Source organism: Agrobacterium sp. H141, from assembly GCF_057158725.1.
In genome coordinates, this window is record NZ_CM169893.1 from 2,848,275 (window position 1) to 2,868,367 (window position 20,093).

18 protein-coding genes and 1 riboswitch are annotated in these 20,093 nt (G+C 58.0%); of the genes, 4 read left to right on the forward strand and 14 right to left on the reverse strand.

Annotated elements, in window-relative coordinates; translation table 11 throughout:
* Positions 1-5 precede the first annotated feature (5 nt).
* From ACWPM9_RS13170 to ACWPM9_RS13180, 3 genes are all read right to left on the reverse strand, one after another.
* Positions 6-1,277 carry an arsenic transporter gene (locus ACWPM9_RS13170; protein ID WP_484755415.1) on the reverse strand — a complete coding sequence of 424 codons (1,272 nt, stop codon included), beginning with the start codon at positions 1,275-1,277 and terminating at the stop codon, positions 6-8.
* 142 nt (positions 1,278-1,419) lie between these two features.
* Positions 1,420-2,754: an MFS transporter gene (locus ACWPM9_RS13175; protein ID WP_484755416.1), complete on the reverse strand. Its 1,335-nt coding sequence runs from the start codon at positions 2,752-2,754 to the stop codon at positions 1,420-1,422.
* Positions 2,755-2,931: 177 nt separating this feature from the next.
* Positions 2,932-3,291: a hypothetical protein gene (locus ACWPM9_RS13180; RefSeq protein ID WP_428185062.1), complete on the reverse strand. Its 360-nt coding sequence runs from the start codon at positions 3,289-3,291 to the stop codon at positions 2,932-2,934.
* A gap of 165 nt (positions 3,292-3,456) precedes the next feature.
* Between ACWPM9_RS13180 and ACWPM9_RS13185 the strand changes: the two genes are divergently transcribed.
* On the forward strand, positions 3,457-3,666 hold the full coding sequence (locus tag ACWPM9_RS13185; RefSeq protein ID WP_484755417.1) for a hypothetical protein: 210 nt from the start codon (positions 3,457-3,459) through the stop codon (positions 3,664-3,666).
* Here ACWPM9_RS13185 and ACWPM9_RS13190 read toward each other — a convergent pair.
* Positions 3,602-4,705: a hypothetical protein gene (locus tag ACWPM9_RS13190; RefSeq protein ID WP_484755418.1), complete on the reverse strand. Its 1,104-nt coding sequence runs from the start codon at positions 4,703-4,705 to the stop codon at positions 3,602-3,604. The two genes, ACWPM9_RS13185 and ACWPM9_RS13190, sit on opposite strands and share 65 nt — an antisense overlap.
* A 30-nt stretch (positions 4,706-4,735) precedes the next feature.
* Positions 4,736-4,996 (reverse strand): hypothetical protein, encoded by a 261-nt coding sequence (locus tag ACWPM9_RS13195; protein WP_428185065.1) that lies wholly within the window; start codon positions 4,994-4,996, stop codon positions 4,736-4,738.
* A 147-nt stretch (positions 4,997-5,143) separates the two neighbouring features.
* Between ACWPM9_RS13195 and ACWPM9_RS13200 the strand changes: the two genes are divergently transcribed.
* The gene (locus ACWPM9_RS13200) at positions 5,144-6,130 is read left to right on the forward strand and encodes an aldo/keto reductase (RefSeq protein WP_484755419.1); all 987 of its coding nucleotides are present in this window, start codon (positions 5,144-5,146) and stop codon (positions 6,128-6,130) included.
* 21 nt (positions 6,131-6,151) lie between these two features.
* Here the strand turns inward: ACWPM9_RS13200 and ACWPM9_RS13205 are convergent, their stop codons facing one another.
* The 7 genes from ACWPM9_RS13205 to clpP form a co-directional block, all read right to left on the reverse strand.
* A complete protein-coding gene (locus tag ACWPM9_RS13205) occupies positions 6,152-6,868 on the reverse strand; it encodes a DUF2161 domain-containing phosphodiesterase (RefSeq protein ID WP_484755420.1) in 717 nt (238 codons plus the stop codon).
* A 266-nt stretch (positions 6,869-7,134) separates the two neighbouring features.
* A complete protein-coding gene (locus ACWPM9_RS13210) occupies positions 7,135-9,330 on the reverse strand; it encodes an esterase-like activity of phytase family protein (RefSeq protein ID WP_484755421.1) in 2,196 nt (731 codons plus the stop codon).
* Between the two features lie 131 nt (positions 9,331-9,461).
* Positions 9,462-10,373: a DMT family transporter gene (locus tag ACWPM9_RS13215; RefSeq protein ID WP_484755422.1), complete on the reverse strand. Its 912-nt coding sequence runs from the start codon at positions 10,371-10,373 to the stop codon at positions 9,462-9,464.
* A gap of 152 nt (positions 10,374-10,525) precedes the next feature.
* Positions 10,526-10,670: riboswitch (FMN riboswitch) on the reverse strand.
* Positions 10,671-10,889: 219 nt separating this feature from the next.
* Positions 10,890-11,168 (reverse strand): DNA-binding protein HupB, encoded by a 279-nt coding sequence (hupB, locus tag ACWPM9_RS13220; RefSeq protein WP_428185070.1) that lies wholly within the window; start codon positions 11,166-11,168, stop codon positions 10,890-10,892.
* A gap of 205 nt (positions 11,169-11,373) precedes the next feature.
* Positions 11,374-13,794, reverse strand: a complete 2,421-nt coding sequence (lon, locus tag ACWPM9_RS13225) for an endopeptidase La (protein ID WP_428185071.1) — start codon at positions 13,792-13,794, stop codon at positions 11,374-11,376.
* A gap of 401 nt (positions 13,795-14,195) precedes the next feature.
* Complete coding sequence (clpX, locus tag ACWPM9_RS13230; RefSeq protein ID WP_428185072.1) at positions 14,196-15,473, reverse strand: ATP-dependent Clp protease ATP-binding subunit ClpX; 1,278 nt, start codon at positions 15,471-15,473, stop codon at positions 14,196-14,198.
* Positions 15,474-15,764: 291 nt separating this feature from the next.
* Complete coding sequence (clpP, locus tag ACWPM9_RS13235) at positions 15,765-16,400, reverse strand: ATP-dependent Clp endopeptidase proteolytic subunit ClpP (protein ID WP_428185073.1); 636 nt, start codon at positions 16,398-16,400, stop codon at positions 15,765-15,767.
* Between the two features lie 323 nt (positions 16,401-16,723).
* On the opposite strand from clpP, the gene ACWPM9_RS13240 reads away from it, so the two are divergent.
* Positions 16,724-17,968, forward strand: a complete 1,245-nt coding sequence (locus tag ACWPM9_RS13240; RefSeq protein ID WP_484755423.1) for a cytochrome P450 — start codon at positions 16,724-16,726, stop codon at positions 17,966-17,968.
* A 17-nt stretch (positions 17,969-17,985) separates the two neighbouring features.
* On the opposite strand, the gene ACWPM9_RS13245 is transcribed toward ACWPM9_RS13240, so the two are convergent.
* Positions 17,986-18,972: a helix-turn-helix transcriptional regulator gene (locus ACWPM9_RS13245; RefSeq protein ID WP_484755424.1), complete on the reverse strand. Its 987-nt coding sequence runs from the start codon at positions 18,970-18,972 to the stop codon at positions 17,986-17,988.
* A 108-nt stretch (positions 18,973-19,080) separates the two neighbouring features.
* On the opposite strand from ACWPM9_RS13245, the gene ACWPM9_RS13250 reads away from it, so the two are divergent.
* The gene (locus ACWPM9_RS13250; RefSeq protein ID WP_484755425.1) at positions 19,081-19,743 is read left to right on the forward strand and encodes a glutathione S-transferase family protein; all 663 of its coding nucleotides are present in this window, start codon (positions 19,081-19,083) and stop codon (positions 19,741-19,743) included.
* Here the strand turns inward: ACWPM9_RS13250 and ACWPM9_RS13255 are convergent.
* Complete coding sequence (locus tag ACWPM9_RS13255; RefSeq protein ID WP_428185077.1) at positions 19,740-20,084, reverse strand: cupin domain-containing protein; 345 nt, start codon at positions 20,082-20,084, stop codon at positions 19,740-19,742. The two genes, ACWPM9_RS13250 and ACWPM9_RS13255, sit on opposite strands and share 4 nt — an antisense overlap.
* Between the last annotated feature and the right edge of the window lie 9 nt (positions 20,085-20,093).

The window sequence follows — 20,093 nt, forward strand, 5'->3', positions numbered from 1 at the left end:
CAGGACTATGACGTCAGGAGCAGTGCTGCCAGCGCCAGAAGCAGAGCCGGTGTCATCACGACGACACCGAGCTTCAGAAACTGCCAGGCCCCGACATGGATGTTCTCGCGCCGTAGCACCGTCAACCAGAGTATGGTCGCAAGCGACCCCGTCACCGACAGGTTAGGCCCCAGATCGACACCGATCAGGATCGCACCGGATACCACGCCTTGCACTTGCGCCAATTGGACCGTGCTGCCCGCAACCAGACCCGCCGGGAGATTGTTGACGAGATTTGTAACGATGGCAACGATTACGCCTGCACCACCTGCAGCCCATTGCGGCGAACTGGCAATCGCGCGCTCGAGAATGTCTGCAAGGATGCGGATAAGGCCCGTCCCGCTCAGCGCTTCCACGATCACGAACAGGCCGGCGACCAGAGGCAAGACTGTCCAGGAGATACCCCGCAGCACGGCAAATGGGGCCTGACGATTGACCGCGACGATTACCAGCATCGTCGCCATGCCGGCCAGAAATGTCGGCGGGCCCAATTCCATTTCAAATGCCGAGGCGAGAACCAGTCCAACCGACGTGAGCGCAAGGGAAATTCCGACAACTTTGGCAGCCAAGGACAATTGCGGCGTCGACGCAGTCATGGCGACCGTGTCGGTGCTGAGAGAGCCGCGCTGTGTCCAGTAAAGAGCGACAAAAGTGGCAATGATCGCAACGATGGAGGGAAGCGTAAACATTCGTAGCCATTCACCGAGCGGTGGCATGTGGCCGCCACCGAAAATGACGAGATTGGCGGGGTTCGAAATCGGCAGGACGAAACTGGCGGCGTTGGCAAGAAAGGCGCAGATCAGCAGATATGGCAGCGGATTTTTCACCTTGGCCGCGCGTGTTGCCGCATAGACTGCCGGCGTCAGGACCACAGCAGTGGCATCATTGGACAAAAAGACGGTGACCAGGAGACCGACGGCATAGATCAGAACGAACAACCGTTTCGGTGAGCCTTTGGCATGGTTGATCGCGGCAACGGCCAGCCAGTCAAACAGGCCTTCCTTTCGCGCCAACTCCGCCAGAAGCATCATGCCAATCAGGAACAGATAGACGTCAAACCCCTTGGCGATACCGGTCCAGGCGGCTGACGGGCGCATCAGGCCAAATGCAAGCAACAGGCCTGCGCCTCCGACCGCCCAGACGGCCTCAGGCCATCGAAACGGACGGGTAATGACCAGGAAGGCTGTTGCGGCGGCAATAATCCATGCGGGATGAAACGTCGTTGTCAGAACTTGCATATTCGCGTCCGCCGGTGGTTGCTTTGTGAAAGCTACTCTTAACAACCGCAGCTTTTGCGCCGTCTTAGCACGAAGGATGTCGGACTGGCCGATGCAGCGCAGCAACGCCCGTCATTTCTTGCAGATAGCGTGTTTATGTTGATCATGCGTTCTCAATGCGCTCGCGCAGCCGCTTCTGTTCCAATTCGTCGAGCGAGAAGTTCCACATGACTGCGATGGATGCCAGCTTTATGGGGATCGGCAGCCAGGCGTAGAGGGCACCCAGTGCCCAAAGCGCAGCGGGGGCGGCGCTCTCAGCAGCATTGGCATCGAAACCTGCTGATCCCAGTAGGGGAAAGACAGTTCCGGCAGAAAGGGCCAGCGCCAGTTTGGAAATCAGGCTCCAGGCGGCGAAATAAAGTCCGGAGCGCTGTTCTCCTGACAGCGCCGTGTCGTTGTCGATCACATCCGCCTGTATTGCCGGTGGAAGTGCCAGATCGAAGCCCAGCAGCAGACCGGTCAAGATACAGATGGCGACAAAAGGAGCGACATCGCCCTCCCGCAGAAAGCCGGCCGTAAAGAAGATCGCGCAGGCCGCCAGCATGGAAATGCACCAGGCACGATGCTTGCCCACTCTCCTGGCGGCAAGCACGGCCAGGGGAACGCCAGCCACGGCACTGAGGAAGTAGGCAAACAACAGCGGGCCTTGCAATGTCTCAGCACCCAGCCGTGCGGAGACGAAGAACAGGAACAGACTGGCCGGCACCGCATTGGCAAAACTGTTGAGAAGAAAGGCCAGGGCAAGACGGCGGAAGGGAGCATTGTCCCAAAGCTGGCGCAATCCGTCGACAAGCGCCAGGCGACGGCGGGTCAGGTCTTCGGGCTCCGCGACCCATGCGACCGTCATCAATCCCAGCACCGGCAAACCGACGGCGACGAACAGACCGAGATAAGCCAACCCAGACAAGCCATCTGCCCGTTCGAGGCCGATGGCGAAGGGCAGTGACACGGCAACCAGTGTGCCGAACACGGTTGCGCCTTCGCGCCAGGCGGTCAACCGCGCACGGCCATGATAGTCCGACACGAGTTCCGCACCCCAGGCGGTGTGAGGCAAGGTCGTCCATGTGGTTCCGATGGAGAGTGCCGCACCCCAGAAGGCGAGATAGAAGAGCCCTGCAGTGCTTGGGGGCCAGAACAGCATCAGTGCTGAAACCGCCGTCAGCGGCAAGGACAAGGCAAAGAAAAAACGCCTGCGCCCGAACCGGGATGTGATGCGATCCGACCAATAGCCGAACAGTGGATCGGTGATGGCGTCCATGACCCGTATCAGCAGCAGAACCACGCCGATACCGGCCAGCGACAGCCCCAGACGCGTCGCATAGTAAGACGGTACGATAATATAAAACGGCAGCGCAATAGCCGCCAGCGGCAGCGCAGGCAAGGCATAAAGCGCAAGGAGCCGGTTCGGCACTCTCTCCTGGCTCCCGTTAGTCATCATACCCGCGTTTTTGCTCTCTTGATCATGATATCAATACGCGTGCAGCAACAGCACGGATCACGGCTTGCAACCGAACTCGTTCACAAATCAAAAACGGCACGGGCCATCATGGCACGTGCCGCTCAAGATATTCCGCCTCATGCGGATCGTCGGTCTCTGCATCATGCAGAGAATGGATCACCGGTCGTCGCGACCGGCTGTGGTGGTCTGGGTGATCGAGACCGGGTCGGATGCCGGAAATGTGTCTTCCAGCCCCTCCTCCAAACGGTCTTCCGTATCATTGTTATCGTTGGATCCGCGGGCTGAACGGATAGCCTCCGCCTCTGCCTCATCGTTGACATCGTCGCTGCGCTTGTACTGGGCTGCATGCAACAATGCGATACGCGCCTTGTCGAGGGCGTTCTGACGATTGAGCGCTCCGGTCTTGCCCTGACGCAACTGTACGGAGATGACGTCGCCACCCTCGCCGACAAATTCGACGATGTATCCGCCCTTGCCGCCTCGTTGTTCATGAACTTGTGTGCCAATAATTTGCATGTCCGTGCTCCCTTTCAGGTGGTTGAATACGAAACCCCCAGCATGGCGGAAAAGTTCCGCGCACGGGCTGGATCATGCCTTAATTTCAAAACAATTCGCGATCAGGAGAAGCCGCATCAACGGGCGCCGACAGGACGGCCCCGTCCAGGAAGCTGAAAGCGCGAGATGACCAAGAAGCAGTATTTTTATGACGCCGCCGGTGACATGATTTCCGTGTCGGAAACCAGCGACAATGCAAAGCCTGAGCAGACTGCGGAGATGCAGACGGCAACCATCGTCCAGATTAGCGCCCACATGAATACCGGTGCGGTCACCACGCCCGCAGGATCGGACGCAATGTCCGAAATACCAGCGCTGCTGCGTGCCAACGGCTGAACAACCGGCCCAGCAACAGGCGGGCCGGCAGGCGTATCAACGCCATTGACAACATGAGTATCAGGGAGATCGCGGCACTCGCGATCTCGGCAACGCCATAGCCAAGTCTGATGACCGATCGGCCCAGAAACTTCATCACCACAGCACCCTTTGCGCCGAAATGCGCACTGACCCGGCTGAGTTTACGCAAATCCTTCGGCCCATCGGCAATGGCAAGCGCTGCCAAAGGCGCGCGAATACCGCTCGTCTTGCGCATGTCGCCCAATACCTCGACATCCTTCATCAAGATACGCGCTGCGGTTTTGTCCACCGATTTGAACGCGGCCTTCTCCAGGCGCGCTATGCCGGCGGCACCCTCGCTCGACACCTTGAGTTCCGACTTCAGTACCGATGGCTTGATCAGCCGACGGGCAGTCTTGGCAAAATAGGCGGTAAGCGGCTTGGAAAGCCTGCGGGCGCGATAGGCGTTCTTGACCAGTGAGACGCCGGTATCTGCGGGTGCGGCCAAACCGAACGAGCCGTAGCTTGCTGCCGTCAGCCCCAGCCCGACTGCGGAAAAGCCAAGAAGCAAGACGTCGTAATCTCTTCCGGATACATAATTGAAGCCCTGGACCGAGAAGTCTCTGAGGTCACCGACACCAACGAGATCGCTGACCAAGGTCCCGGCCAATTCCTCGCCCGTATCCACCGAGCCGAAGATGAAGCCCCTGGCGGCACGCAGACTGCCGACACCGGCGCGACGTGCCCAGGTGGCTTTCGCCTTTTCCTCAAGATCCGGGGGTAGATCGTGACCATAGGCTATGCCGAGCGCATAAAGCGATTCGGCATAGTCGTAGTCACCGGCGTCGATGGCTTTTTCGATTTCCTCGACAAACCGCTGCGGTCCGGCGGCATACAGTCGGTACTGCGCAAGGCCTACAGGATCGACAAACCCATAGGCGACGCCCGAGCGGTAGAGTGTGATCGCACTTTCGACCACGCCCCAGCCGACCAGCACCATGGGCACAAGCGCCAACAGCCTGAAGACGAATTTGAACACTTGTCTCCCCCATAGGCCGATGGCACGCGGCTAGATCTTCATCTTGGTCGGACGCCAGACAATGATCTCACGCGTGCGGTCGTTCATGAACTCCATCGGCCTGATCTTCTTCTCGCTTACACCGCATTCCAGGCATTTAAATGGCAGTGTGTCCAGCACTCTGCCATGGCCGTAGAAGACTGCAAGTTCATGGGCCATGAACTTTGCCTCGCGGCCACAGCCCAGACAGCGCACGACCACGAGCATGTTATGGCGCGCGGCCTTTCCAAGGGTGTCGATCAAACTGGTCATCAGGTTTTCATCATCATTATTCAGGGGCAATCAGATATGGAACATATCATGAACATCATCAAGACGTGAAATACGCAATTCCCTGTTCGCCCTTGCCGACCGGGGTGCCGTTGTTACCTGCGTCACCGGCAAGAAGGAGAATTTCATATGAAGCATCATGCATTTGGCCGTACCGGCTTCACCGTCGGCGAGATTGGCTTTGGCGCATGGCAAATTGGCGGCTCATGGGGCGATGTCTCGGAAGCGGACGGGCGTGCAGCGCTCAACGCGGCGCTTGATGCCGGTGTGACTTTCATCGATACGGCGGATGTCTATGGCGACGGGCGATCCGAAAAGATCATCGCCGATGTACTGAAGGATCGTGGCGGGGAGCGACCCATGGTGGCCTCCAAGGCCGGACGTCGATTGTCCCCGCATGTGGCGGAAGGTTATACGCGCGCCAATATCGAAGCCTTCATTGACCGCTCCCTGAAAAATCTGGATATCGACTGTCTCGATCTCGTGCAGCTTCACTGCCCGCCGACCGAAGTCTATTACCAGCCGGAAATGTTCGATGCGCTGGAAGAGATCCAGAAGGCAGGCAAGATCGCCAATTACGGCGTGAGTGTCGAAAAGGTCGAGGAAGCACTGAAGGCGATCGAATATCCGGGCGTCAAAAGCGTCCAGCTCATCTTCAACATCTTTCGCCAACGCCCTGCAGGTCTGTTCTTCGAGCAGGCGCAGAAGAAAAACATCGCCGTGATTGCGCGCGTGCCACTGGCAAGCGGGTTGTTATCCGGCAAGATGACTGCGTCCACCAATTTTGCCGATGACGATCATCGCAATTTCAACCGCGCGGGCGAGGCCTTCGATGTGGGCGAAACCTTTGCCGGTGTGCCCTACGAGACAGGCCTCCATGCGGTTGACGAGATCCGCAAGCTGGTGCCCGCCGGCGCCAGCATGGCGCAATTGGCGCTGCGCTGGATCCTCATGCATGAGGCCGTAACGGTGGTTATCCCCGGCGCACGCAATGACGCGCAAGCCAAGGGTAACGCTGGGGCGTCCGAACTTGCGCCATTGTCGGCCGACGTGATGGCTGCGGCAAAGGATGTCTACGACCGGCTGATTGCCCCACACGTGCATCATCGCTGGTAAAGTGTTGTCCGGGCGGTCCGATCAGGCCGCCCGTTCCGTCTTTTCTCCCAAAGCTATGTGCTGCGCCGCCGGATTTTCCGCCTGCGGCAGGTGGTTTGACCATGTCGTCAGCGCTGCACGACCGGCATCCGTCAGGTCATAGACACCGCGTTCAATCCGCATGAACCATCCATAGTAATTGGCCTGCAGGATTTTTGCGGCCTCAGGCGCTACCGCCTTCAGGTCGCGCGGACGAACTGGTGCCTCCGCCATGGCACCTGCAACCACCAGGGCCTGCTGACGATAGGCCGTCATATGCGGCACGCGCGTCGAGCCACCGGCCATCGGATCGCCCCTGCGACGGTTGAATTCCTGGACGATGCGGGAACGGCGCTTGGGGTCACGGCGGGGTTTCCAGTCGCTTGGCTCGACGATCACGTCAACGCGATCACCGCCCGCCACGCAGAGCAATCCGAAACCGAGATAGCGGCAAAGCTTTTTCACCCGCGAATCTGCCTCGCGGCCCTTGCCCTTCTTCGAAGCCGAGACCGCAAGCCAGACCTCATCGCAGGCCGAGGTGCGCTCGACCGCCTGCAGCACCAGCTCCAGGGTAAAGGTCTGCTTGAGTTCGCCAATGACAACGAGTTCCGTCACATCGCCGGACACCGCAACGACGTCACAACCCTTCACCTCGCCTTTGACCTCGAAGCCGAGGTTTTCGAGAAAGCGCTTAACGGGTGGGTAGAGGTCGGTTTCCAACAGATCATCTCGCTTTGGTGAGCACGTCATCGAATCTGGGTGCGTTTCCGCTCATAATAGACGGAGAGCCTTGCGTGACCAGACGCATTCGCAGTCTTGCGCTTCCGCGATCCGCCATCTCCGTCTGCAACGAGCCATGCCAGGCCTGATGCTCGCGACATCATCTTTCTCCACGACCCCTTTCGTCTCTCGAGGTCGCTGATCGCAAAAAGAGCCGGACGGTTGCCCGTCCGGCTCTTCGGTCGATCGTCTTGGGAGAACGAAACTTAGTTGGTGGCGGTCAGATCAACGGGGAAGAACAGGGTCTCGCCCGATGAGTCGTCGACACCGTCGTTGTCGGTGACGGCAAAGGCCTTGCCATCCTTGTCGAAGGTGAAGCCTTCGAGCTTGTCGACAACATAACCGCCGGTTGCCTTGAGATCGGGAATGAAGTCATGAACTTCTTCCTTCGAGACCATCTGCAACTCGCCACCGATTGCGGCAGGCTTCAGGCTGTCGACCGCGACGCGGTAAAGTTTCTTGATCCTGGCCGCATCGCCAAGCTGGTTGTCGCGCTCGACGATATAGAGCTGGCCATCGTGGGCGGTGATTTCCGACAGGCCGACCCAGCCCTTTTCACCCTTGTCGAGCGGATAGCGAACGGCTGCCCACTCCTTGGAGGCTGGCTTGTAGGAGACGAGCTTGACGGTGCCCTTGTCATCATCCTTCCATTCGCGCTGAACGGCCATCCACAAGGTGGCGTCATCGCCGGAGCCGAGCATGGTCACGCCTTCGAAACCAAAGCGGACTTCGTTTTTCAAAAGGTCTTCCGGCAGTGAGACTTCGTCGGTGATCGCACCCTTGCCATCAACGTGATAGAGCGCGTGCGGCACTTCCTTTTCCGTATTGCCTTCAGAGGCAAGCCAGTAGCCGCCCTGACCGTCGAGCGTGATGCCTTCGATGTCGAGCTTCTTGGCAGCCTTGCCGTCCCGTGTGATCGGCAGAGCCGATGTGATTTTTGCGGGCTTTGCTGTCGCATCAATTGTGAAGATCTGCGGCTGCGCCGAATAGAAGCTGTCATTGACCGCATAAAGGATTCCGGGCTTCTCGGCGTCGCCAACGAGGCCGGAGAGTGCGCCCCAGCCGATGATATTGCCGTCAGCGGAGACCGATTCGATCATCGGATAAGAGGCTGCGCCCTCTTCCTGGGCATAGATCATGACATGCGAACGCGCGCCGCCATCTTCGCCGAGGTCGACTTCGTTTGCCGTCGCCAGCAGCTTGCGGCCTGGAATAGCAGCAGCACTTTCGGGAGAGATACCGGATGGCAGGATCTGCACCAGTTCAGGATCGGCACCGGTATCCTTGTAGACGCCGACGACAGAGCCACGCTCCGACAGAACGAAGATGTAGGTCTGGCCATCGAAGGAGGCGACTTCGAGACCTTCTGTCTCGATACCCTTCTTGCCGGCGCGCTTGTCAGGGAAATGGCCGAGGCGGGCCACTTCGCGTTCGAACGACGCACCGGATTCGAACAGAACCTTGCCGGTCTTGTCGAAGATGGTGAAGCCACGCGAGCCACCCTGGTAGTCGCCTTCATTGGCGATCACAATACGATTGTCGTCCAGCCACTTCACAGCGTCAGGCTCGCGCTTCACATCTTTCAGAGACCCGGTGAAGTCGAGCTTGCCGTCTTTTTCGATGTCGATACCGTCAAGATCGACCGAACCAGCGGAGAAATTCGCGGTCACCTTGGAAGTCTTGCCGTCAATGATGACGATGTGATTGTTTTCCTGCATCGTCAGGGCAATTTCGCCGAGCGAATTGATGGCGACGAATTCCGGTTCCGGATCTTCAGGCGCGATCTCGGCAAGACCGGTCACGTCCACATGGCTGAGTGCGCCGCAATCGGCGGTGCCATCCTTGATTGGAATGATGACCACATCGCCGGCGGGCATCTGCGGCATTGCACCGTCATTCAGTTCTTCGTCGCGCTCGTTTTCGATTGCAACGGCAATGAAGGACTTATCTGGGGAGACCGCAACCGAATCGGGCTGACCGCCGAGATCGCAGCTGGCTTCAACGGTCTTGGATGTCAGACCGACGATGGCGAGCTTGCCCGATGGCTTCACATAGCTTTCGGAAGTGTTCACACCTGCGAAGACCTTGTCGCCGGCGATAGCAACTGAGGTCGGCTCGCCGTCGAGCATGACAGCGCCTGCTGCCTTGGGTGCCTTTGGATCGGTGATGTCGACGAAGCCGATGCCGCCAAGCGGGCTATCGGAATAGACGAGCGTGTTGCCGTCTTCCGAGGCATAGATGATTTCAGCCGAGGTTTGCGTCATCGGATCCTGGTCCGCCGGCAGATTGGTGGCGACAGGGAAAGACGCGATGCGGTTGAAGACCTGTTCCGCGCCAGCCGGGATGGCGGCGGAAGCGAGCAGAGCCGCGGTCAGGGCCGCGCGGGAAAATCCTGAAGTCATGGGAGAGCCCTCCTGTTCCATGAGAATGAGACAGGAGGCTTGTGCGTCACTTGGATGACAGACGAATGACAATGGCCGCCGATAGGCTGCAGTGATTGCCTCTATCGACCCCGCCGGGGCTTATCCACAGCTCAGGCCGGCAGTTGCGTCTCCCGCTTCTCCTTGCCCATCTCTGTCCACATCAGGAACAGCGAAGCCGACAGGATCATCAGCGCACCCAGCCAGAGATAGCCTGCAGGCGCATAGCCGAACACCAACCACCCGGCCAGTACGTTGAGCGGCAGCTTCAGATCGTCGAATGGCTGTACATAAGCAGCATCGGCGACGCTGTAGGCGAGTGTCAGGAGATATTGGCCGAACGCTGTCAGTAGGCCTGCCACGAGCAGAAGCGCCAACACCTGGCCGGTCGGCACCTCAAAGCCCGAGGCCAGTGCCAGACCGCCATTGATGGGCGTCAGCAGCACCAGCAGCCAGACGGTGACGGTTTCTGCAGGCTCGAAATTGGTGAGGTTCTTCATCACCAGCGACGACGCTCCCCAGAGCAGGGCTGCCAGCACCGGCAGAAGCGCGGCTGCGGTAAATCCATCCGACCATGGCTGCAGAATGATCATGGCACCGGTGAAACCGACAGCCGTTGCTGCCCAGCGCACAGGCCCGACACGTTCGCCCAAGAACAGGCGCGCGCCCATGATGATGAAGAAAGGCGAGGTCATCACCAGTGCGATGGCCTGCCAGATCGGCACCGAGGCCAGACCGATGGTCCAGGCCTGAACGCCAAAGGCGGCAAAGACCACTCGGATGATGTGACGCCAGGGATAGATCGTCTTCATGGACTTGATGCCAAGTCGGGCCAGCAAAGGCAGCGACAGCACGAAGGCAAAGCCATATTGCCAAAAGGCCGTCGAGGACGGTGAAAAGCCCAAAGTCATGGTGAGCCGCTGGGTAGCGACATTGAGAGCGGCAAAGGCAATGCCTGCGAGCACCATGAAAAATGCACCGGTTACGGCGCGGGAACGCACAAGCAAAATCAAGCTCTGATTCATGTCATTCTTCCTTCACGTCAAAGGATCAACACAAATCAGGACGCATGAGAGGGATAGCGGCACAGTGCGCAAGACAATGACGATGCACCGTCTAACGAACACCCTCCCCCGCGCCTGCCCGATGGCAGAACGCAAGTCGGAAGCCGCCAGGATCTCATTCTCTTTCATCCGGACTATGACCGTCGGCCCCGGCATCTCACCGGATCTGCTGACCTCCGCTTTCACGGAGCGCTCGCGGGCTCGGGAGAAAGGTCCCATACCGCCGGTGGGGACTTTCACCCCGCCCTGAGAATTCATGCCGGATTATCCGGCGACCATGAGTTAAGTGAAATCGGCGGTTTCATCAAGCACCGAATGATCCGCGTTTGCGAAACACTGCGTCTCTGAAAATGGCCAGCCCGCATGACGGGATGGGGGCCGCGCCCACAAAAAAAGAGCCCGACGCGTGTCCGGGCTCTTTTCATCACTTCGCAATGAAGAGAAGTGCAAAGGCGCTTCCAGGGAAGCGCCCCACAATTACTTGTTATTAACGGCGTCCTTCAGACCCTTGCCGGCCGTGAACTTCGGCACGTTGCGTGCCGGAATGTCGACTTCTGCGCCTGTCGAAGGGTTGCGACCCTTGGATGCTTCACGATGCGAAACGGTAAAGGCACCGAAGCCAGCGAGACGGATGTCGCCGCCCTTTGCGAGTTCAGCCTGTACAGTTTCGAAAACTGCATCCACTGCCGACGCTGCGTCGGCCTTGGTCAAACCGCCCTTTTCGGCGACAGCAGATACGAGCTCGTTCTTATTCATGTTTCCACCCTTTCTGATTGGCATGAAACGACTCTGAATTGAGGTCGGGCGGAGAATACGTGTAGTTCCGCCCATAGCAACTGAAAAGCACTGCAAAAGCCCGCAAAACAAGACGTTCCGGCGTTTTTACACAAAAAAGGCTGGCATATTAGCCAGCCTTTTCATTGGGAATGTGCCAATTTGGCAAGAATGCGGCAATTAAGCCTCAGTGTGCCACTGAAGCGCCACCTTCTTCGGCCCCGTCAGCCGTTGTAACGGCGGGCGTTTGAAGGCTTGCATCCCATTCGATCGGCTCCGGAACGCGCAGCAATGCGTGCTCAATCACCTCGCCCATGCGGGACACGGGAACGATCTCAAGATTGTTCTTCACATTGTCCGGAATGTCAGCCAGATCCTTGGCATTTTCTTCCGGGATCAGAACCTTCTTGATGCCGCCGCGAAGGGCCGCAAGCAGCTTTTCCTTCAGGCCGCCGATCGGCAGCACGCGACCGCGCAAGGTCACTTCCCCTGTCATCGCGATATCCTTCGACACCGGAATACCGGTCATGATGGACACGATGGCGGTTGCCATGGCGATACCGGCAGACGGACCGTCCTTCGGCGTTGCACCTTCTGGAACGTGCACGTGTATGTCCGACTTGTCGAAGCGCGGAGGCTCAATGCCGAAATCGACAGCGCGCGAGCGGACGTAAGACGCCGCAGCCGAGATCGATTCCTTCATGACGTCCTTCAGGTTACCGGTCACAGTCATACGACCTTTACCCGGCATCATGACGCCTTCGATTGTCAGCAGCTCGCCGCCAACCTCTGTCCATGCAAGACCGGTGACGATACCAACCTGATCCTCGCCCTCAGCTTCACCGTGACGGAAGCGCGGAACACCGAGGTAATCGTGGATGTTGGCAGCTGTGACCGAAACCGACTTCACCTTACCCTTGATGATTTCGGTCACGGCCTTACGGGCGAGCTTCATCAGTTCGCGTTCGAAGGAGCGTACACCGGCTTCGCGGGTATACTGCTGAATGACAGCCATCAGGGCATCGTCGCTGACCGAGAACTCCTCGGGGCGAAGCGCATGCTCCTTGATTGCCTTCGGCAGAAGGTGACGCTTGGCGATCTCGCGCTTTTCATCTTCGGTGTAACCGGCGATGCGGATGATCTCCATGCGGTCCATCAACGGGCCTGGAATGTTCAGCGTGTTGGCCGTGGTGATGAACATGATGTCGGACAGATCGTATTCGACTTCCAGGTAGTGATCCATGAATGTCGAGTTCTGTTCCGGATCGAGCACCTCAAGCAGAGCCGAAGACGGATCGCCGCGATAGTCCTGACCCAGCTTGTCGATCTCATCGAGCAGGAACAGCGGGTTGGCCTTCTTGGCCTTCTTCATCGACTGAATGACCTTGCCAGGCATCGAGCCGATATAGGTGCGACGGTGACCACGGATTTCAGCCTCGTCACGAACGCCACCGAGCGCCATGCGAACATATTCGCGACCGGTCGCCTTGGCGATCGACTTGGCAAGCGATGTCTTGCCGACGCCGGGAGGTCCAACGAGGCAAAGGATCGGACCCTTCAACTTCTTCTGGCGGGCCTGAACGGCGAGATATTCGACGATCCGCTCCTTGACCTTGTCGAGACCGAAGTGATCCTCATCGAGAACCTGTTCAGCCGCGTTGAGGTCGACCTTGACCTTGGACTTCTTTCCCCAGGGCAGGCACAGCAGCCAGTCGAGATAATTGCGCACGACCGTTGCCTCTGCAGACATTGGGCTCATGTTGCGCAGCTTCTTCAGCTCGGCTTCGGCCTTTTCCTTGGCCTCCTTGGTGAACTTGGTCTTGGAAATGCGGTCTTCCAGCTCGGCCATCTCGTCACGACCGTCTTCGCCGTCGCCGAGTTCCTTCTGGATCGCCTTCATCTGTTCGTTGAGGTAGTATTCGCGCTGGGTCTTCTCCATCTGGCGCTTGACGCGCGAACGGATGCGCTTCTCGACCTGAAGGACGGAAATTTCGCCTTCCATGAAGCCGAGCGCCTTTTCCAGACGACCCTTCACGCTCACCGTTTCCAGCATTTCCTGCTTTTCGGTGATCTTGATCGACAGATGCGAGGCAACCGTATCGGCCAGCTTGGAATAGTCCTCGATCTGGCTCGCAGCTCCGACGACTTCCGGAGAAATCTTCTTGTTGAGCTTCACATAGTTCTCGAACTCGGACACGACAGAGCGCGACAGAGCCTCAATTTCAACAGCATCTTCTTCCGGCTCGTCGAGCAGGACAGCCGTTGCCTCATAAAAATCCTCGCGGTCGGTATAGGCTTCGACCCTGGCACGGGCACGGCCTTCGATCAGGACCTTTACTGTGCCATCGGGCAGCTTCAGCAGCTGCAGTACATTTGCAACCGTGCCGATCTCGAAGATCGCATCGGAAGCCGGATCATCATCACCGGCGCTCATCTGGGTTGCGAGCATGATCTGCTTGTCGGACCCCATGACTTCTTCAAGCGCACGGATGGACTTCTCGCGGCCGACGAACAGGGGAACAATCATGTGGGGGAAAACCACAATGTCACGCAGAGGCAATATCGGATAGATATTGGTTTGGCCTGCGCCAGACGTTTCATCGGTCATTGCATTTCCTTTCAAACGGCCTGTTACCAGGCGCTTTCGCCGCTACCCCAAAGGGCTGCATGCGTATTCTTCTGTCCCGGCAGAAATGGAGTGCCGGAGCCGCTAATTCAAGCCTGACCGCTGCCGCTCCCCTAATTTGTGACGGACGCGGACAAGGGAACGCAACATAAAGCTATAGAACGCGAAACTAATGCGGGGCTGGAGCGATATCTTTCGCCGACAAAGAAAATTCGACAGGCGAATCTTTCCGGACCACACAACCACGCCAAAGACCTACCCCAAGCCTTACGCTAGGGAAATAGACGCAGTGTGTAAAACTCGATGTTTTCCATGCTGTTGAGCCGGCAAGGCACAAAAAAGCCCGCCGGAGCGGGCTCTTTCGCAAATTCAGTTCAGGTAGATCAAGCCGAAGCGTTGGCCTTCTCTTCCTTGCGGTCTGCATAGATGTAGAGCGGACGAGAATTGCCGTTGACGACTTCGTCGGAGATGACGACTTCGCGCACGCCTTCCAATTCCGGCAGTTCGAACATGGTGTCGAGCAGGATCTTTTCCATGATCGAGCGAAGACCACGGGCACCGGTCTTGCGGATGATCGCCTTGCGGGCAATTTCGCGCAATGCGTCTTCGTGGAATGTCAGTTCCACATCTTCCATCTCGAACAGGCGCTGATACTGCTTCACCAAAGCGTTCTTCGGCTCCGACAAGATCTGGATCAGAGCGTCCTCGTCAAGGTCTTCGAGCGTTGCCAGAACCGGCAGACGGCCGATGAATTCGGGGATAAGTCCGAACTTCACCAGATCTTCAGGCTCAAGGTCACGCAGCACGTGGCCGACACGACGGTCATCGGGTGCGGCAACAGCTGCACTAAAGCCGATCGATGTCTTTTCACCACGGTCCGAGATGATCTTGTCGAGGCCGGCAAAGGCACCGCCGCAGATGAACAGGATATTCGCGGTATCGACCTGCAGGAATTCCTGCTGCGGATGCTTGCGACCACCCTGCGGCGGAACGGAGGCAACCGTGCCTTCCATGATCTTCAGAAGCGCCTGCTGAACACCCTCGCCCGACACGTCGCGGGTGATCGAAGGATTGTCCGACTTGCGGGAGATCTTGTCGATTTCATCGATATAGACGATGCCGCGCTGGGCGCGCTCGACGTTGTAATCCGCAGACTGCAGAAGCTTCAGGATGATGTTTTCGACATCCTCACCGACGTAACCGGCTTCGGTCAGCGTGGTGGCATCGGCCATTGTGAAGGGCACATCGATGATGCGCGCCAATGTCTGGGCAAGATAGGTCTTGCCACAGCCGGTCGGGCCAACGAGCAGGATGTTGGATTTCGCAAGCTCGATATCACCGCCCTTTGAGGAGTGTGAGAGCCGCTTGTAATGGTTATGCACAGCAACCGACAGAATCTTCTTCGCCTGGCGCTGACCGATAACATATTCGTCGAGCGTCTTGATGATGTCCTGCGGGGTCGGCACACCGTCCCGCGATTTGACCATCGAAGACTTATTCTCCTCGCGGATGATGTCCATGCACAATTCGACGCATTCATCGCAGATGAAAACAGTCGGCCCGGCAATCAGCTTCCGGACTTCGTGCTGGCTCTTTCCGCAAAAAGAGCAATAGAGGGTATTCTTGGAGTCACCGCCGTTGCTACCGCTGACTTTGCTCATGTCTTCTTCCTTCCAGCACGCCGCTGCCCGTCAGGACTTCGCGGTCCACTTACTCCACCCGGGCCACAGCCTTTGCAGCGATTCCGGATCGCATCGACTTTGACGGGGGTACATCCGGTTCCAACATTCACCTACACGAACCGGAGGCAACGAAAACCCCTCCAAATCGCAAGCTATGTCATAAAATTTCAACATAGCCTTAATGACAACTAATAACGTCTTTGTCGTCTCTTGGAACCCCCGACCTGTTCACATTGAGTAATATCACCCAAAAGCCGGGATCACCGGCCCTTACGAGGCCGGTGCAGCACCCTCGATTTCGAGGCGGGAGGTCATAATTTTGTCGACAATGCCCCATTTCTGGGCATCAGCCGCTTCCATGAAATGGTCACGGTCGAGCGTCTTATCAACTTCTTCGTATGTACGGCCTGTGTGCTTGACATAGACCTCGTTCAAACGGCGCTTCATTTTCAGGATATCCTGAGCATGACGCTCGATATCGGATGCCTGTCCCTGGAACCCGCCGGACGGCTGGTGAACCATGATGCGGGCGTTCGGAGTGGCAAAACGCATACCCTTTTCGCCGGCTGCCAGCAGAAGCGAGCCCATGGATGCAGCCTGACCGACGCACAGTGTCGAAACGGCGGGGCGAATGAACTGCATGGTATCGTAAATAGCCATGCCGGCTGTCACGACGCCGCCTGGCGAATTGATATAGATTGCGATTTCTTTTTTCGGATTTTCCGCTTCAAGGAACAGCAGCTGGGCGCAGACCAGCGAAGCCATATGATCCTCAACAGGACCAGTCAGGAAGATGATGCGTTCCTTGAGGAGGCGCGAATAGATATCGTAAGACCGTTCGCCGCGGTTGGTCTGTTCAACAACCATGGGAACCAATGCCATGGCGGTATCAACTGGATTTCTCATGTCCGTCCTTCATTACTTCCTTCCCCAACACGGGAGCGCGGCGGGAATCATCGTCGAAAATATGTCAACCCTACATAGAGTGCCGGGCCCCTGTACTTCAAGACACCGTCGTCGATAAGGTAAACACGCCGCTTGTTCGGACAAGTGCCCATAACGTCATTTTCGCTTATTACAGTTTTGCCTTAAGTGTGGCTTACCTTTTGTGGACCTCCACAGTTTTCGAGGTCGTCATGGTAAACCAGCCGTCAACAGCCTGCGCCAGAACCGGCAACTGCGGCCAATCTGCTGCTTGACGGGCCGTTTGGATTGGCTAGACAGAGGCCATGTCCCATTTCCCATTTCTTGCGATCGATCGCGATACCCGCCGTGTCAGCCTTGATGCCAGAGACCCTGCTTTCTTTGGCAATCCGAATGCGGCCTATGCGGCACTGCATGACGCCTGCCCAACCTTTTACTGGGCAGAGCAGAAGATGTGGTTCTTCATCGGCTATGACCATGTGAACGCCTTGTTGCGCGATCGCCGGTTTGGCCGGCAGATCCTGCATGTGGCCAGCCGCGAAGACCTGGCACTTCCAGAGCCTCTTGCTCACACGGTCAACTTCGACAAGGCGGAGGAACATTCCCTGCTGGAGCTGGAGCCCCCGGAACATACACGGCTCAGAACGCTGGTAAATCGCGCCTTTGTCTCCCGCCATGTGGAAAAAATGACGTCGGAGATCGCAGATCTGTGCCACCGGCTGATCGACCGGTTCGAAAAGGATGGCGAGACTGAACTGCTTTCCTCCTTTGCCGACATCATTCCGGTGACGATGATTGCCCGCATGATCGGCATTCCGGAAGAGATGGGGCCGCAGCTCCTGAAATGGAGCCATGACTATGTCGGCATGTACATGTTCAAGCGCTCCCGTGACGACGAAGAGGCCGCCGACCGATCGGCAAAGGAATTTTCCGAATATGTGCGCGAGATGATCGCCAAGCGCCGGGCCGATCCGCGCGACGATCTTCTGAGCCACATGATCCACACCGAGCACAAAGGACAGTTTCTGACCGACGACGAACTGGTGTCGACCACCATCGTCCTGCTCAATGCCGGCCACGAGGCCACCGTGCACCAGATCGGCAATTCGGTGCGCATCATTCTGGAGAGCGGCCGCGAGCCCTCTAGCCTTTTCGCCGATGAGAAGACCAAAGAGCGGACCGTGGAAGAAACGCTGCGGATCTGTGCACCCGTCCATATCTTCCAGCGCTGGTGCCTCGAGCCAGTGGAGATCGACGGGGCATCCTTCAAGCGCGGCGACAAGGTGGGGCTGATCCTGGCGGCCGCCAATCTGGATCCAGCCAAATTTTCCGATCCTCTCGCCTTCCAACCGGGTCGCCAGGAGGCGCCGAACCTCTCCTTTGGCGCCGGCATACACTTCTGTATCGGTGCGCCTCTCGCACGGCTGGAGCTCAACATCGCGCTGCCGATCCTGTTTGAAAGACTGCCGGGCCTGCGCATCGCATCGCCGCCTGAGGTCAAGGATGTCTACCACTTCCACGGACTGGAACGCCTCGACCTTACCTGGTAGCGGCCTGATGGAGACTGTTACGCGTCCGCTGCCATGGCTGTGACCGCATATCGACGGGAAATTGTATCGACTGCCAAACGCATCGCGTCTCTGAGACTTAGCGGCTCAATGACCTCCACCTCGGTAGACAGCCGCAGAAGGTCGGAAACGGCATGGCGCCCGGCGGCGACAGGCAGGCGAATAGTGGTCCAACCCTGGTCATCGGCCGCCTCCAAAACCTCCAGATGCTGCCGCACATAGCTTGCGCTGGTGTGTCGAAGCATCATCATGCCCCAAGCCGAAACCCTTAAGGTCGCCCACTCGGGATGGAGTTCCTGTTCCAGGCGCTGCGTATTGTCTGTCCAATATTGCGCAAGATTGAAGTCGTCAGGCCTATCGAAGCGCACATCTTCAACGACAAGATCGAGAATACGGGAGACGCGGTAAGTGCGCACGTCACCGTCGACCCGGGCCGCCAGATACCATGCTCCGCCCTTCAAAACGATGCCCAGCGGCTCTGCCTCCCGGGTCTTCTCCGATTTCCAGGCACGATATCGCATGCGGATGCGCTTGGCATTCCACACCGCATCGGCCACGGCCTGAAGATGAACCGGCTGCTCGTTTTCGCCAAACCATGTCGGTGCATCCAGATGAAACTTCGATTGCATTCTCGCAGCACTCTGGCGCAAGTCCTCAGGCAGTGCGGCTGACAGTTTCTTCTGAGCGCCAGCCATGAGGGACCCCAGACCGAGATCTGCCGCCGCCCCCGGCAATCCCGACAGGAACATGGCCTCGGCCTCGCCTGTGGTCATGCCGTTCAACCGTACGCGATAGCCATCGAGCAGACGATAACCGCCGTCCGGCCCGCGTTCGCTATAGACTGGCACACCGGATAACGAGAGCGCGTCGATATCGCGGTAGATTGTGCGAACCGACACCTCATTTTCCTCGGCAAGGACCTCCGCCGTTACCAGACCTCGGGCCTGCAGTGTCGTGAGAATGTTGATGAGGCGGCTGGCGCGCATCGAAAAAATCTCCGTTTGGAGAGCTATATCATGACAACCTGACAAAAGCTGACAGGTATGGTGCCGCAAACTGCGTTCATCGCTTCAACCGCAATCGAAGGAAATCCGATGACCGCCCAGCAAGACATTACCCTCTATTACTCTCCCCAGACCCGGGCGACCGGAACGCGCATTCTTCTGGAAGAACTGAAGGCGCCCTACACGCTGCATGTGCTGAACATGAAGATCGGCGAGCAAAGACAGCCGGACTATCTGGCCATCAATCCCTTGGGCAAGGTGCCTGCCATCAGACATGGCGGGACGCTGGTGAGCGAACAGGTGGCGATCGTGACCTATCTCGCAGACCTGTTTACGCAAGCCGGGCTGACGCCAGCCCTCGACGATCCGGACCGCGGCCGCTATCTGCGCTGGATTGCGATGTATGGCAGTTGCTTCGAGCCGGCGGTCGTTGACCGACACAGAGGTTTCATACCGGAAACGCCAAATGATACGCCTTACGGCCGCTATGAGGATCTGATCGATCTCATTGAGACGACGCTGAGCACCGGGGCCCATCTGCTGGGCGAACGGCTGACTGCTGCGGATATCCTTTGGGGAACCGCCCTCGCCTGGACCGTCATGTTCGGTCTCGTTCCGCCACGACCGGCGATCAAGGCCTATGTGGCGCGCATGACCGAACGTCAAATCTACAAGGCCATGACAGCCGAAGATGCTGCCATGGCTAAAGAGCATCAAGCAATCGCCGACGCCCTGACAAAGGATGCCGGTTAAAGGCGGACGACGTAATCCTTGCGAGTCGTTTCAATGACTTCCCAGGTTCCCTTGAAGCCCGGTCTCAGCACCATGCGGTCACCGGCCTTCAGGTGGATGATCTCTCCGTCGTCTTCGGCAAGAATGGAGTGGCCTTCGAGAATGTGGAAATATTCCCATTCGTCGTAGGACACCCGCCATTTTCCCGGTGTTGCCTGCCAGACCCCGGCATAGATACCCCCGGAAGCCTCTTCGAGATCCCATGTCTGGAATTTCGGATCGCCGGAAATGATCCGTTCAGCTGGCGGCGCGCCCTCTTCGGGGGCCACCGTGTCGAGATCGAAACGCAGATAGTTGGCCATGCCACATCC